The 13,015-nt window shown below is 66.7% G+C and carries 13 protein-coding genes; 6 read left to right on the top strand and 7 right to left on the bottom strand.

Annotation, left to right across the window (positions count from 1 at the left end; all coding sequences use genetic code 11):
* Nucleotides 1-16 precede the first annotated feature (16 nt).
* Nucleotides 17-235 (bottom strand): hypothetical protein, encoded by a 219-nt coding sequence (locus tag BDW16_RS21070; RefSeq protein WP_125958857.1) that lies wholly within the window; start codon nucleotides 233-235, stop codon nucleotides 17-19.
* A 12-nt stretch (nucleotides 236-247) separates the two neighbouring features.
* Nucleotides 248-1,663 carry a succinylglutamate-semialdehyde dehydrogenase gene (astD, locus tag BDW16_RS07370; protein WP_066580342.1) on the bottom strand — a complete coding sequence of 472 codons (1,416 nt, stop codon included), beginning with the start codon at nucleotides 1,661-1,663 and terminating at the stop codon, nucleotides 248-250.
* A 152-nt stretch (nucleotides 1,664-1,815) separates the two neighbouring features.
* Here astD and BDW16_RS07365 point away from each other — a divergent pair, with 152 nt between their 5' ends.
* The gene (locus BDW16_RS07365; protein WP_066582092.1) at nucleotides 1,816-3,186 is read left to right on the top strand and encodes an IS1380 family transposase; all 1,371 of its coding nucleotides are present in this window, start codon (nucleotides 1,816-1,818) and stop codon (nucleotides 3,184-3,186) included.
* Between the two features lie 198 nt (nucleotides 3,187-3,384).
* On the opposite strand, the gene BDW16_RS07360 is transcribed toward BDW16_RS07365, so the two are convergent.
* Nucleotides 3,385-4,785: a protein adenylyltransferase SelO family protein gene (locus BDW16_RS07360; RefSeq protein WP_066580321.1), complete on the bottom strand. Its 1,401-nt coding sequence runs from the start codon at nucleotides 4,783-4,785 to the stop codon at nucleotides 3,385-3,387.
* An 18-nt stretch (nucleotides 4,786-4,803) separates the two neighbouring features.
* On the opposite strand from BDW16_RS07360, the gene BDW16_RS07355 reads away from it, so the two are divergent.
* Nucleotides 4,804-5,679, top strand: coding sequence for an alpha/beta fold hydrolase (locus tag BDW16_RS07355; protein ID WP_066580320.1), 876 nt, complete (start codon nucleotides 4,804-4,806; stop codon nucleotides 5,677-5,679).
* A gap of 33 nt (nucleotides 5,680-5,712) precedes the next feature.
* Here the strand turns inward: BDW16_RS07355 and BDW16_RS07350 are convergent, their stop codons facing one another.
* Nucleotides 5,713-6,408 (bottom strand): dihydrofolate reductase family protein, encoded by a 696-nt coding sequence (locus tag BDW16_RS07350; RefSeq protein ID WP_066580340.1) that lies wholly within the window; start codon nucleotides 6,406-6,408, stop codon nucleotides 5,713-5,715.
* A gap of 131 nt (nucleotides 6,409-6,539) precedes the next feature.
* On the opposite strand from BDW16_RS07350, the gene BDW16_RS07345 reads away from it, so the two are divergent.
* The 4 genes from BDW16_RS07345 (at nucleotide 6,540) to BDW16_RS07330 (ending at nucleotide 10,574) form a co-directional block, all read left to right on the top strand.
* A complete protein-coding gene (locus BDW16_RS07345; RefSeq protein ID WP_066580318.1) occupies nucleotides 6,540-7,670 on the top strand; it encodes a glycosyltransferase in 1,131 nt (376 codons plus the stop codon).
* Nucleotides 7,671-7,801: 131 nt separating this feature from the next.
* On the top strand, nucleotides 7,802-9,205 hold the full coding sequence (locus BDW16_RS07340; protein ID WP_066580316.1) for an NAD(P)H-dependent flavin oxidoreductase: 1,404 nt from the start codon (nucleotides 7,802-7,804) through the stop codon (nucleotides 9,203-9,205).
* Nucleotides 9,206-9,209: 4 nt separating this feature from the next.
* A complete protein-coding gene (locus tag BDW16_RS07335; protein WP_198585775.1) occupies nucleotides 9,210-9,809 on the top strand; it encodes a DUF1287 domain-containing protein in 600 nt (199 codons plus the stop codon).
* Between the two features lie 69 nt (nucleotides 9,810-9,878).
* A complete protein-coding gene (locus BDW16_RS07330) occupies nucleotides 9,879-10,574 on the top strand; it encodes a glutamine amidotransferase (RefSeq protein WP_066580311.1) in 696 nt (231 codons plus the stop codon).
* Here BDW16_RS07330 and BDW16_RS07325 read toward each other — a convergent pair.
* The 3 genes from BDW16_RS07325 to BDW16_RS07315 are packed head-to-tail and all read right to left on the bottom strand — an operon-like array spanning nucleotide 10,571 to nucleotide 12,968.
* Nucleotides 10,571-11,977: a coniferyl aldehyde dehydrogenase gene (locus BDW16_RS07325; protein WP_066580309.1), complete on the bottom strand. Its 1,407-nt coding sequence runs from the start codon at nucleotides 11,975-11,977 to the stop codon at nucleotides 10,571-10,573. The genes BDW16_RS07330 and BDW16_RS07325 overlap by 4 nt on opposite strands.
* Complete coding sequence (locus BDW16_RS07320; protein WP_066580335.1) at nucleotides 11,978-12,721, bottom strand: prepilin peptidase; 744 nt, start codon at nucleotides 12,719-12,721, stop codon at nucleotides 11,978-11,980.
* Nucleotides 12,717-12,968, bottom strand: a complete 252-nt coding sequence (locus BDW16_RS07315) for a hypothetical protein (protein WP_237241281.1) — start codon at nucleotides 12,966-12,968, stop codon at nucleotides 12,717-12,719. Before BDW16_RS07315 ends, BDW16_RS07320 begins: the two co-directional genes overlap by 5 nt.
* Nucleotides 12,969-13,015 lie beyond the last annotated feature (47 nt).

Here is a 13,015-nt window from a genome sequence, read left to right as displayed (position 1 = left end):
TAGGGAATCTTTGGGGCTAGGCGGCCAGTTCGCGGGCGCGCCGGGTAAGGCGCATCGCTTCGTCGATCAGCTCTCCGGCGAAGGCGAGGTCCTTCTGCCCCACAGCCAAAGTAAGGCAGTTGGCCGCCTCGCGGTGGAGGCGCCGGGCACGGGCGAAACGGGAGGAAGCGTCGGGCAGGAAGGTCACGCCGCGCACAATCCATGTGCGGCACGGGAGTTCCGCGGCTTGTCGCAATCCCGCTTTCCCTTACGCGTCGCGGATGCCGACCCCCATCGAAACACGCGCCTGCTCCGCTTCGGAGGACACCACCGGATAGGCGCAATAGTCGGCCGCGTAGAAAGCGCTTGGGCGGTGATTGCCCGACCAGCCGATCCCGCCAAAGGGCGCCGCGGAGCTGGCACCGTTGGTCGGCCGGTTCCAGTTGACGATGCCGGCGCGGATGTTCGCCCAGAACTGATCGTAGAGCTTGGGATCCTGGCTCACCAGCGATGCGGACAGGCCGTAGCGGGTATTGTTCGCCTCAGCGATCGCCTCTTCGAACGTCCTGGCGCGGATCACCTGGAGGATCGGGCCGAACAGCTCGACATCGGGCTTTTCCTTCGCATCGGTCATGTCGATCATCGCCGGCGTGAGGAAGGGGCGGCCATCGACGGGGCGCTCCATGTGCCGCAACGGCCGGCCGCCCATGAAAGAGAGCTCGAGAAAGCTCTCGGTCAGCAGGTCGGCGGTGTCGTTGTCGATCACCGGCCCCATGAAGGGTGCCGGATCGGCATGCGGCTCGCCGACGATCAGCCGGCCGATGAGCTTGTTCACCTCTTCGAGCAGCGGATCGTAGAGCTTCTCATCGACGATCAGCCGCCGCGCGGCGGTGCAGCGCTGCCCGGCGGAGGTGAAGGCCGACTGGATGACCAGCACCGCAGCCGAATAGATATCCGGCGTCGACCAGACGAGGATCGGGTTGTTGCCGCCCATCTCGAGCGCGAGGATCTTCTCGGGCTTCGCGGCGAAGGCGCGGTTGAGCGCGATGCCCGTGCGCGCCGATCCGGTGAACAGGAGGCCGTCGATCCCGTCATGCCCGGCCAGTGCCTTGCCCTCGTCCGGTCCGCCGATGAGCAGACGGATACAGCCTTCGGGAATGCCCGCCGCGTGATAGCATTCGACGAGGAAGGCGCCGGTTGCGGGGGTCTTTTCCGATGGCTTGAACACCACCGCATTGCCCGCGAGCAGGGCGGGGACGATGTGGCCGTTGGGCAGGTGCGCCGGGAAATTATAGGGACCGAGCACCGCGAGCACGCCGTGCGGCTTGTGCCGCAGCGCGAGGCGGGTGTTCATCGGCGCCTCGATCCGGCGCTGACCGGTACGTTCGGAGAAGGCCGTTACCGATATGTCGACCTTGGCGATCACCGTCTCGACCTCGGTCCGGGCTTCCCAGAGCGGCTTGCCGGTTTCGCGGGCGATCAGGTCGGTGAAGGCTTCGGATTTCTGGCGGACGACATTGGCGAAGCGGCGCAGTGCCTCGATCCGGTAGGTGAGCGGGCGGGCCGCCCAGTCGGCCCAGCTTGCACGGGCCGCGGCGACTTCGGCATCGACATCGCCGATCGGGCGGCGCCAGAGCACCGCGCCCGTCGCAGGTTCGGTCGAAATGATTTCGGATCCCGACATCTGTTCTTTCTTCGGATTGGACCCCAAGGATGCGGTCGCTCTAGCCTGAATTATTCACCGCGGTGGGGGTGAAGGGTTGGCGGGAGTGGCGTAAGCGTTTGCTTTGCAGTAGGAAAATGGGTGTCTAGACCAGTCCTGCAGCGAGGCAAAAAATGCCACAGGCCACACCCGCCGAGAGCGAGGATAACGCGCTTGGATTTTCGTTTCCAGCCATTGGCGGCAAAAAGCTCACAGCCGCGTTCGACGGTGGCCGGCTGACCTCGGATGGCGGTGTGCTGCTGCTGGCGCAGGCCGAGCGCGCGATGGGGATCTGCCGTCGGCTTGCGGCTTGCATTGCCGACCCGCGCGATCCTGCGCGGGTGATCCATCGCCTCGATGACATCCTGCGTGCCCGCACGTTCGCGATCGCCTGCGGCTATGAGGATGCCGATGATCTCGATGCCCTGCGCGACGATCCAGGCTTCCGCCTGGCGCTGGGCAAGTTGCCGGGATCAGGTGCCGGGCTTGCGAGCCAACCGACGATGAGCAGGTGGGAGAATGCACCGACCACGCGTGAGTTGGCCAGGATGATGGGTGCGATGATCGACATCTACTGCGCCAGCTATCCCGCCCCGCCGGCGGCGGTGACGCTGGACATCGATGATACCTGCGATGTCGTCCACGGCTACCAGCAGTTGTCGTTCTGGAATGGTCATCACGGTGAGCGCTGCTTCCTGCCGATCCACGTCTACGACACTGCGACCGGCCGCCCGGTGGCGATGCTGCTGCGGACCGGCAAGACGCCGTCGGGCGCCGAAGCTGCCGGCCACATCCGGCGCCTGGTGCGCCATATCCGCCGGCACTGGCCCGATACCCACATCACCATCCGTGGTGACGGGCACTATGGGCGGCCCGAGGTCATGGCGTTCTGCGAGGCGCACCGCGTCGATTACGTGTTCGGCTTGCCAACCAACGCCGCGCTGCGTGCCGATCCGGTCATCGTCGCGGCCGCCGATGCCTGCGCGGTCAAGCGCGCTCAGCGCCAATACCCCGTCCTGCGCAACTATGCCGAGACCCGCTACGGCGCCAAAAGCTGGAAGTGTCGGCGCCGCGTCGTCGCCCGGATCGAGGCCAGCACGCTGGGTATGGACATCCGCTATGTCGTTACCTCGCTTCAGGACGGATCGGCCGAGCATATCTACGACACGCTCTACTGCGCGCGCGGCCAGGCCGAGAACCTGATCAAGCGCCACAAGTCGCAGCTCGCCAGCGATCGCACTTCGTGCCGCTCAGCCAATGCCAACCAGATGCGCCTCATTCTGCACACCGCCGCCTACTGGCTGATGTGGCGCATCCAGCAGGCCATTCCCAAGGCCACCGCGCTGGCCGCTGCCGAGTTCGCGACCCTGCGCCTGCGGCTGCTCAAGGTCGCTGCCCGCGTCATCGAAAGCGCCTCGCGTATCCGCATTGCCTTCGCTTCAGCCTGCCCGGATGCCAGCGTGTTCAAAGACATCGCCACCAGCTTCCGGCCAACTCCTACATAGCCAGCGCGGCAGCGCCGCCCAGACCCCGAGCCCTCGTCCTTCAACCCTGAAAAGCCCATCGCTCCTGACACGGTGAAAAACACCGCCGATGGCGCTCGCCCAGGTCAAACCGCTATCGGCTGAACACAATCAGAACAGCCCAAAATCCCGGCCTCGTGAATAGGAGAGGCTAGCACCAATTCGAGGGCGGATTCCACCTCAGCGATGCCCGGCCTGGCCGCCTAGTGCGTCACCCATGCGGCGGATCGCCGCGATCTTGGCCCCGAACGGTGCCCAGTCGTCGTCGCGGTCGATCGCGGACCAGATCGCCTCGACTTCGTCGATCAGCATCGAACAGGGCTCGGCATCCGAGAAATAGGGGTGCGTGCGGGCGTGCGGCAGGGGGGCATAGCCGGCAAGCGCCGCGCGGACCTTGTCCCACTCCGGGCCATAGCCTGCGGGCAGCGCACCGGCGAATGCGTCGAAGAAGAAGCGGTCGATCGGCCATCGGGTGGCGATCAGCGCGTCGTCGATCGCATCCTTGAGCGCCCAGTCGCGATCCGCGTCGGGCGCGCCCGGTGCGACGCCGAGATGGCGAAGGAGCGGCGCGGCATAATGGCGGCGATAGAGCGGCTCGAACCGTTCCAGCCGCTCGATCAGCGGCGGGGCTTCGCTGATCAGGCGCAGCGACACGGCGAGCTGGGCGACGTTCCACAGGATCGCATCGGGCTGGCGGCCATAGGCGTAGAGGCCGCTATGGTCGAAATAGGCGGCGGTGAAACCGGGGTCGAACACCGGGGCAAAGCGCCACGGGCCATAGTCGAAACTCTCGCCCATCACGTTGATATTGTCGGTGTTGAGCACGCCATGGACGAAGCCTGCGACCATGTAGCTCGCCGCCAGCGCCGCCGTGCCATCGACCACCAGCTCAAAGAATTGCGCGACCGGATCTTCGCCCGGTTCGACGTTGAACATCTCGGTCAGGCAATAGTCGACCAGCCGGCGCATATTCTCCGCATCGCCGAAATAGGCGAGGCGCTGGAAGGTGCCGATGCGGATATGGCCGAGGCTCATGCGGACCAGCACTGCCGAGCGGGTCGGCGAGGGTTCGTCATTGCGCTGGAGCGCCTCGCCGGTCTCGATCAGCGAGAAGCTGCGCGACGTCCTGACGCCGAGCGCCTCGAGCATCTCGGTCGCCAGCACTTCGCGCACGCCGCCCTTGAGCGTCAGGCGGCCGTCGCCGAAGCGGCTCCATGGCGTCTGGCCCGAGCCCTTGGTGCCGAGCTCGACCAGCGCGCCGTCGCCGCGGCGCATCTGCGCGAAGGTGAATCCGCGACCGTCGCCGAGCTCGGGATTGTAGCTGCGGAACTGATGGCCGTGATAGCGTAGCGCGAGCGGCTGCGGCAGGTTGCCGGGCAGCGGATCGAAGCGGCCGAAATGCGCGAGCCACCGGTCATCGCTCAGGCCGTCCAGCCCGCTTTCGGCCGCGGCGCGATCGTTGCGGAAACGCAAGACCGTCTGCGGGAAGTCCGCTGCCTCCACGACATCGTAGAAGGCGTTGCCCAGTTTGAGGATCGCGGGATCGGCAACATAGCTCGGCGCTTGCGGGAAATCGGCCATGCGGCGATATGGGGCGCGATGGCGACCGCGCGCAACCTTGCTTCCTATACCGACGGCTATTGGTGGTCGGGTGATGGCCTGAGGCTTCATTATCGCGACTATCCCGGGCCGGCGGGCAAGCCGCCCCTGCTGTGCATCCCGGGCCTGACCCGCAACGCACGCGACTATGAAACGCTTGCTGCGCGGCTGGCGGGGGATTGGCGGGTGATCGCGGTCGAGCTGCGCGGACGCGGCGAGAGCGCCTATGCCAAGGACCCGATGAGCTATGTGCCGCTGACCTATCTCCAGGATCTGGAGGCGCTGGTCGGCGAGCTGAAGCTCGACCGGTTCGTCGCGGTGGGCACCTCGCTCGGCGGTATCCTGACGATGCTGATGGCATCGACCCATCCCGAGCGGATCGCGGGCGCGGTACTGGTCGATGTCGGACCGGAGATCGACCCGGCAGGCCTCAGCCGCATCCGCGGCTATGTCGGCAAGGCCAATTGGCACCCGACCTGGATGCACGCGGCACGCGCGCTGGCCGAGGCGAATGGCGAGGTCCATCCCGGCTATGGCATCGAGGACTGGCTGGCGATGGCCAAGCGGCTCTACCGCCTCAACAGCGCGGGCCGTATCGTGCTCGACTATGACATGAAGATCGCCGAGCCGTTCCGCGTGCCGGGGAACGAAGCGGGGCCGGATATGTGGCGGGCCTTTGACGGGCTGAAGGGCAAGCCGCTGCTGGTGGTGCGCGGCGCCAATTCGGACATCCTGTCCGCCGCGACCGCCGAGGCGATGCGCGAACGCGTCAAGGGATGTGACCTGGTGACGGTGCCCGATACCGGCCACGCCCCGACGCTCGACGAACCCGAGGCGGTGGCCGGGGTCGAGCGGCTGCTGGCGCGCGTGGCGTGAGAGAGCGGGGCGCGAACCCCGCTCCCTCCGGGATCAATCGCCGAGCGCGGCGCGGCGCTTGAGTTCGGCCTCGGTCGGCTCGGGCAGCTCGAACGACCCGGTATCGACCCCGCCCGCACGGCGATAGCTGGCGATGACGACGCCGCTGGGCGAGACCTGCGACTCCGCCATCTCGAAGCTGGCGGGAAGCGTGCCGGTCCCGAACAGGCGCTTGCCCTTGCCGAGTGTCACCGGGAAGATGAACAGGCGCAGCTCGTCGACCAGATCGGCGGCCCAGAGCGTCTGGAGCAGGTCGCTCGACCCCTGGGTGAGCAGGTCCGGCCCTTCACTCTGTTTGAGCGTGCGCAGCGCGGCGACGACATCGCCCTGAAGCTGCTCGCTATTCTCCCAGTCGAGCGTGAGCGGCGAACGGCTGGCGACATATTTGGTGATGCGGCGGAACAGCCGGGCGACCCTCGCGTGATCCTCGGCATAGCCCTCCGTGCCCGGTTCGGTCGGGATGTACGGCCAGTGCGCGGCGAAGATGTCGTAGGTCTTGCGGCCGAGCAGCAAATCGACCGGGTGCGCAAACATCGCGTCGATCGCGCGCCAGAGCATGTCGTCCTTGCCCCAGTAATTGGCGGTCCAGCCGCCGAGTGCGAAGCCGCCGGTGGGGTCTTCCTCCGGGCCGCCGGGCGCCTGCATCACTCCATCGAGGCTGACAAAGGCGGTCGCGTTGATCTTGCGCATCATGGGTCTCCTTCGCTGGGCAGCGCGGAAACGCGCTGTCATGTTCCCGACGAGCGAGGCGCAGCGGAATCGACGGCGCCGCAGAATTTTTTCGCAAGGCGCCGGATTGGACGCTAAGCAGCACGCCCCATATGGCTCTCAATATCCTCCACCTCCATTCGAGCTTCGATCCGGGCGGCAAGGAAGCTCGCGCGGTCCGGCTGATGAACGCCTTTGGCGACAGGGCGAAGCACACCATCGTCTCAGGCGTCGAGGGCGCCTATGGCGCGCGTGACGCGATCGCCAGGGGCATCCGCTACGAGATCGCGCAGAACCCGCCGCCGCTGACCGGCAAGCCTTCGGTCGCGCGCTACGAGGCGATCGCCAGGTACATGGCGCGGTTCGATCTGGTGTTGACCTACAATTGGGGGGCGATCGACGGGGTGATGGCGAAGCGGGTCTTCGCCAAGAACATGCCGCCGGTGATCCATCACGAGGACGGGTTCAATGCCGACGAGGCGGCACGGCTCAACCCGATGCGCAACATGTACCGCCGCATCGCGCTGGGCGCCGCGCACGCGCTGGTCGTGCCCTCGCACCTGCTGGAGCGCGTCGCGCGCAAGGCATGGAAGCAGCCGGCCGAACGGCTGCATCGCATCTCCAACGGCATCGACGTCGCCGCCTATGCGCGCAAGCCGGATGCGAGAGCGCTTCCCGGCTTCAAGCGGCTGCCCGGGCATGTCGTGGTCGGCACGGTCGCGGGGCTGCGCGAGGTGAAGGATCTGCCGATGCTGGTCCGCGCGATGGGCGGCATGAAGACCCGCGCGCAGCTGGTGATCGTCGGCGAGGGGCCGGAGCGCGAGGCGATCCAGGACGCAATCGACAATATGGGCCTGGAGAAGACCGTGCTGCTTCCCGGCTTCGTTCCCGATCCGCACCGCTATATGGGGCTGTTCGATATCTTCGCGCTCTCGTCCAAGAGCGAGCAGCAGCCGATCGCGCTGATGGAGGCGATGGCGGCGGGGCTGCCGGTCGCATCGACGCCGGTGGGCGATGTCGCGCAGATGATCGCGCCGGAGAATCTGACGCTGATCTCCGAGGACTGGAATCCGGTGCAGCTGCGCGACCGGATCGAGATCCTCGCCTCGCACCCCGACGTCCGCGCGGCGCTGGGCAAGGCGAACCAGGCGCGCGCCCATGCGTTGTTCGACGAGAAGGCGATGATTGCGGCCTATGCCGCGCTCTATGCGGACGCGGTGAAGCGGCCGGGTGTGCTGGGATAGGGTTCCGGGGCGCGGCTGGGCGCCTACAGGATCATGGCGGCGGGATGGCGGGATCGGGGCGCAGGCTTGATTCCCCTCGCTAAGAGGCCGCATCGCGGCTAAAGTTGCGCGAATTTTTTCGGAGGGTGTCGTTGTTCAAGGGTTTGAAGCCGATCATCTACAATGGTCAGGAAGTCTGGCCTCTGGTGGAGGGCGGCAAGGGGGTTGCGGCGACCAATCATGCTTCGGCGGGGGCCTGGGCAGCGGCGGGCGGAATCGGCACGGTGAGTGCGGTCAACGCCGACAGCTATGACGCCGAAGGCAAGATCATTCCCCAGGTCTACAATGCGCTGACCCGCCGCGAGCGGCACGAGGAGCTGATCGCCTACGCCATCGAAGGCGCGGTGCAGCAGGTCAAGAAAGCGTTCGAGATCGCCGGAGGCAAGGGGGCGATCAACATCAACGTGCTGTGGGAGATGGGCGGCGCGCAGCGGGTGCTGCACGGTGTGCTCGAGCGCACGCGCGGCATGGTCTCCGGCGTCACCTGCGGGGCGGGCATGCCCTACAAGCTGAGCGAGATCGCGGCGTCCTATGGCGTCAGCTATCTGCCGATCGTCAGTTCCGGCCGCGCCTTCCGCGCGCTGTGGAAGCGCGCCTATTCCAAGGCGAGCGAATGGCTGGCGGCGGTGGTCTATGAGGATCCCTGGCTCGCGGGCGGGCATAACGGCCTGTCCAACGCCGAAGACCCGCGCGCGCCGCAGGATCCGTACCCGCGCGTCAAGGAGCTGCGCGCGGTGATGCGCGAGGGCGGGATCAGCGACGATGTGCCGATCGTGATGGCCGGCGGCGTCTGGTATCTGCGCGACTGGAACGACTGGATCGACAATCCCGAGCTCGGCACGATCGCCTTCCAGTTCGGCACGCGTCCGCTGCTGACCCAGGAAAGCCCGATCCCCGAGGGCTGGAAGTCGAAGCTGATGGAGATCGAGGAGGGCGATGTGCTCCTCCACCGTTTCTCGCCGACCGGCTTCTATTCCTCCGCGGTGCGCAATCCGTTCCTGCGCAACCTCGAGGCGCGGTCGGAGCGCCAGATCCCCTATTCGACCGAGGAAGCGGGCGACCACACCTTCCAGCTCGATGCGGGCGTGAAGGGCAAGAATTTCTGGGTGACGCGCAACGATCTGCTGCGCGCGCGCGAGTGGGTGGGCCTGGGCTTCACCAACGCGCTCAAGACACCCGACAACACGCTCGTCTTTGTCGATCAGGAAGAGCAGGGCGTGATCCGCAAGGATCAGAAGGACTGTATGGGCTGCCTCAGCCAGTGCAGCTTCTCGTCCTGGGCGGATACCGAGACCAATTCGACCGGGCGCCTCGCCGATCCGCGCAGCTTCTGCATTCAGAAGACGCTGCAGGATATCGCGCATGGCGGCGATACCGACCAGAATCTGATGTTCGCGGGTCACGCCGCGTACAACTTCAAGCGCGACCCCTTTTACTCGAACGGGTTCGTGCCGACGGTGAAGCAGCTGGTCGACCGCATCCTGACCGGGGACTGACCGCTTGGACACGACCCGCCGTGCGATGCTCGCCGGGATGGCGTGCGGCGCGGCGGGGTTCGTCCTGCCTGCGGCGGCGAGACCGGGCAGCGCCAAGGCGTTGGTCGCCGCGGCACGGCGGCAGGTGGGCGTGACGCTGCATTATGACCCGGCCTATTCGCGCATCCCCTTCCCCAATGGCGACGTGCCGCGGGCGAAGGGCGTGTGCACCGACGTGCTGATCCGTGCCTATCGCGATGCGCTGGCGCTCGATCTGCAGGCGCTGCTCAACGCCGACATGCGCGCGCAGTTCGCGGCCTATCCGCGCAACTGGGGACTCCGCAGCCCCGACCGCAATATCGACCATCGCCGCGTTCCCAACCTTGCCACCTATTTTCGCCGCCGCGGCGCGGCGTTGCCGCTTCCCGCGGCGCCCGACGGCTGGCAGCCGGGCGATATCTTCACCAGCCTGGTCGGGGGACGGTTGCCGCATACCGGCATCGTTTCCGACCGGCGCGGGCCGAACGGCTGGCTGGTGATCCACAATATCGGCGCCGGCGCCCGCGAGGAGGACGCGCTGAGCGCGCATCCGCTGACCGGGCGGTTCCGCTGGGCTATCGCCTGAGACCAGCTTGCCGCTTGCAAAGCGAGACTAGGTTGGATTGGAGCACGCGCAACGCTAGCTCATGGCGGCATGAAGAAGGGACTCATCATCCGCCATGTCCCGTTCGAGGGGATCGCGGGGTTCCGCCAGCCGGTGGAAGACGCGGGCTATCACCTCGACCGGATCGACGTGACCGATCCGGACTTCGCGCGGGTCAATTTCAACACGCCCGATCTGCTGATCCTGATGGGCGGGCCGATGGGCGTGTACGAACGCGACGCCCATCCGTGGATCGATTGCGAGATCGACCGGCTGGCAAGCCGGATTTCGCTGGGCTTGCCGACGTTGGGCGTGTGTCTGGGCGCGCAGATGATCGCGGCGGCGATGGAGGCGACGGTCTATTCGGGGCCGGCCAAGGAGGTCGGGTTCGCGCCGGTCGCGTTGAGCGAAGCCGGGGCGGTCTCGCCGCTACGGCATGTCGAGGGCGTGCCGGTGCTGCACTGGCATGGCGACACCTTCCCGCTTCCGGAGGGGGTTGAGCTGCTGGCCTCGACCGATGCCTATCGGCACCAGGCGTTCCGGCGGGGGCCGGAAGTGCTGGCGCTGCAATTCCATGCCGAGATGGGCGAGGATCCGCGCTTCGAAGAATGGCTGGACGGTTCCGACGACTATGTCGGGCAGGCGGGTCTGACGGTTGACCAGCTGCGCGGCCAGCACGATCGGCATGGGCCGGGCGCGGTGAAGGCCGGACGGGCGATGGTCGCGGAATGGCTTGAGGGGCTTTAGCCGAGCTGCTGCTTGATCGCGGCGTCGGTCTTCCTGCCATAGGGTGGCTTGAGCCCGCCAAGGCCGGCGACGTCGAACCGCGATTGCTTGAACACCGACTTGGCGTGGCTGAAGGTGCGGAAGCCCGGCTCGCCATGATAGGCGCCCATGCCTGACGGGCCGATGCCGCCGAAGGGCAGTTCCTCCATCGAGACGTGGAAAATGGTATCGTCGAGGCTGACCCCGCCCGATATCGTGCGATCGAGCACGCGGCGCCGCTCGGCTTCGTCATTCCCGAAATAATAGAGCGCAAGCGGACGGTCGCGGCGGTTCACTTCGCCGATTGCGCCGTCGATGCTGTCATACTTGCGGACCGGAAGGAGCGGCCCGAAGATTTCCTCCTGCATCACCGTCATGTCGTCGGTCGCGTTGCGGATGATGTGGAGCGGGAGCTTCCGCGCATTCGACGCCGCGAAATCCTCGTTGGCCGGATTGACCGCGATGACCTCGGCGCCTTTGGCGCGGGCGTCATCGATCGCGGCGGTGAGGCGCGCGAAATGGCGGTCGTTGATGATCGTGGTGTAATCGGGGTTCGACAGCAGGGTCGGGTACATCGCGGAGGCGGCGCGGACGAGGCCGTCGACGGCGGCCTGCTCCTGTTCGGCAGCGACCATCAGATAATCGGGAGCGATGCAGATCTGGCCTGCGTTGAGCATCTTGCCCATCGCCACCCGCTCGGTCGCTTGCGCCAGATTGGCCGAGCGGCCGAGGATCGCGGGGGATTTACCGCCCAGCTCGAGCGTCACCGGCGTCAGATTGTCGGCGGCGGCGTGGAGGATGTGGCGACCGATCCCGGTGGCGCCGGTGAAGAGCAGATGGTCGAAGGGGAGCGCGGAAAAGGCTTGCCCGACCTCGGGCCCGCCGCTGACGAAGGCGAGTTCGGCCGGATCGAAATAGCGGGGGCAGAGCTCCTCGAACAGCGCGGCGGTGGCCGGGGTGAATTCGCTGGTCTTGACCATCGCCCGGTTGCCCGCGGCGAACACGCCGGCGAGCGGCGACATGACGAGGTTCACCGGGAAGTTCCACGGCGCGATGATCCCGACCACCCCCTTGGGCTGATATTCGACCCAGGCTCTGGCGCCGAGCAGGCCGAGCGGGAACATCACCGGCTTCTTCTCCCGCCTTGCCCAGCGGGTGACCATCTTCTCGGCGTGCTTGAGCGGTGAAACCGAAGCGACGACATCGGTGATCATCGACTGGCGCGGGCTGCGATGGCCGAAATCCTCGCTCAGCGCATCGCAGAAACGCGCGGCATTGTCCTTGACCATCGCGACGGCGCGGCGGAGGCGATCGCGGCGCAGGTCGATCGGGACGGGCAATTCGGCCATGAACGCGGCGCGCTGGCGATCGAGAATCTCGCGCATCTAAACCCCCGTCGAATAGAGCCATGCCGGAAAGGCGGCGACGGCGAGCAATGTGCCGAGTGGGAGGCGGCTCGTCATCTCCATTTTGCGGCCCGAAATCCGCACGGCCAGCGCCACGGCGAGGCCGATAAGGCTGGCGGCGAGCAGCACGGGGGCGAGCATCGAGGCGCCGAGCCACAGGCCGATGCCGCCGAACATCTTGGGATCGCCCCCGCCCAGCCCCTCGCGTCCGCGGACGTGGCGGTAGGTGAAGGCGACGAGCCAGAGCAGCCCGAAGCCGAACAGCCCGCCAAGCAGGCGGTCGGCCAAGTTGGGCGGAAAGAACAGGCCATCGACGATACCGGCAAGCGCGAGCAGGGCGGTGAGGGCGTTGGGCAGCCAGAAGGCGGCGAGATCGAGCGCGGCGAGCGCCAGCAGCAGCCAGCCGAACACCGCGCCGGCAACACCGTGCCAGCCGGGAGCGACGAGCCCGGCGGCGATGCCGATCAGCATGCCCGCAACCTCCACGCCAGGATGCCCGGGGTGGATCGCAGCGCCACAGGCCCGGCACCGGCCCCGCTGGAGCGCATAGCTGAGCAATGGCACCAGCTCATGCGCGCGCAGCGCCTTGCGGCACGAATCGCATTGCGAGCGGCCGCGCAGCGCGCTGCGCCCTTCGGGCCAGCGCAGCGCGACGGTGGCGATGAAGCTGCCGAAGATCAGGCCGAGCACGCCAAGCGCGGCGGGCCATATCCAGGATTCAATCAAGCGGGTTCTTCCGGATCAGGTAACGATAGACGCCAAAGACGTTGATGCCGAACAGAACAAGGTTTTGCGAGAGCAATGGTTCGTCCCCGCCGATCAATGCGCCGGTGATCCAGGCCAGGCTGGAGACGACGAACAATGCAAAGCCAAGGCCGGTCACGCGCCTGCCATGATCCAGCGCGATCATGAAGGCGGCGACGATTCCGCTGATCGAAGCCGCCCATCTGACAATCTCGACTGGTTCCATGATCGCTTCCTGTTTTGCAATTGCGAGATACCGGGCCTAGATCGCGG

The organism is Sphingomonas koreensis, assembly GCF_002797435.1.
Classification (GTDB): domain Bacteria; phylum Pseudomonadota; class Alphaproteobacteria; order Sphingomonadales; family Sphingomonadaceae; genus Sphingomonas; species Sphingomonas koreensis.
This window is presented reverse-complemented; position numbering and strand designations above follow the sequence as displayed.